Consider the following 934-nt stretch of genomic DNA (forward strand, 5'->3'; position numbering starts at 1 on the left):
ACAAGGGCGACACACGCTCGATGCGGTCCAAGGAAGAAGCGCATGAGTACCCCTATTCCCCAGACCCCGACCTGCTGCCGTTGGAGATGGAACAAGCATGGGTGGACGATATTGCCGCCAAGTTGCCTGAGCTGCCGGACGATAAAAAAGCGCGCTTTATCAGCGCATTCGGCCTGACCGATTACGACGCGTCGGTACTGACAGCCGAGGTGGAATCGGCAGCCTATTTCGAAGACGTTGCCAAGGGCCGCAATGGCAAGCTGGCCGCAAACTGGGTTATCAACGAGCTGTTTGGCCGTCTGAAAAAAGAAGATCATGACATCACAGAGTCGCCAGTCTCCCCGGCACAACTGGGTGGGATCATCGACCTGATTTCCTCTGACGCCATCTCGGGCAAGATTGCCAAAGACCTGTTCGAGATCGTCTATACCGAAGGCGGTGACCCGGCGCAGATCGTCGAAGAGCGCGGGATGAAACAGGTGACGGATACCGGAGCGATCGAAACCGCTCTGGACGAGATCATCGCCGCCAATCCGGCACAAGTCGAGAAAGCCAAGGTGAACCCGAAACTGGCGGGCTGGTTCGTCGGGCAGGTCATGAAGGCGACCGGCGGCAAGGCTAATCCCAAAGCGGTTAACGAACTGGTCAGCAAGAAGCTGGGCGCATAAATCCTATGTTTTGTACAGATCAGGCGACGTGGCGCGCCTGATTTGTACGTCGTGCGCCGCGGCCTTTTGCTCACCATTTGCGGGATGGGCCATCGGGTTGACTTCACTCAGGATTGCCCCCTTTCTTGCGCCAATAGAGAGGTGCCATTTCATGCAGAACAGGTTTGATCAGGAACTTGAGGACCGATTGGTCCGGTATGCCGCGATTGACAGTCAGAGCGACGAAACCTCGGCGACCACGCCCAGCTCCGAGGTCCAGTTCGACA

At 57.2% G+C, this 934-nt stretch carries 1 protein-coding gene; it reads left to right on the forward strand.

Going from position 1 to position 934, the window contains the following annotated elements; translation table 11 throughout:
- Nucleotides 1–668: Asp-tRNA(Asn)/Glu-tRNA(Gln) amidotransferase subunit GatB (locus ACRZ95_RS23040; protein WP_480555710.1), on the forward strand; the 668-nt coding region annotated here is incomplete at its 5' end.
- Nucleotides 669–934: the final 266 nt, after the last annotated feature.

The organism is Ruegeria sp. AI3 (assembly GCF_056541245.1).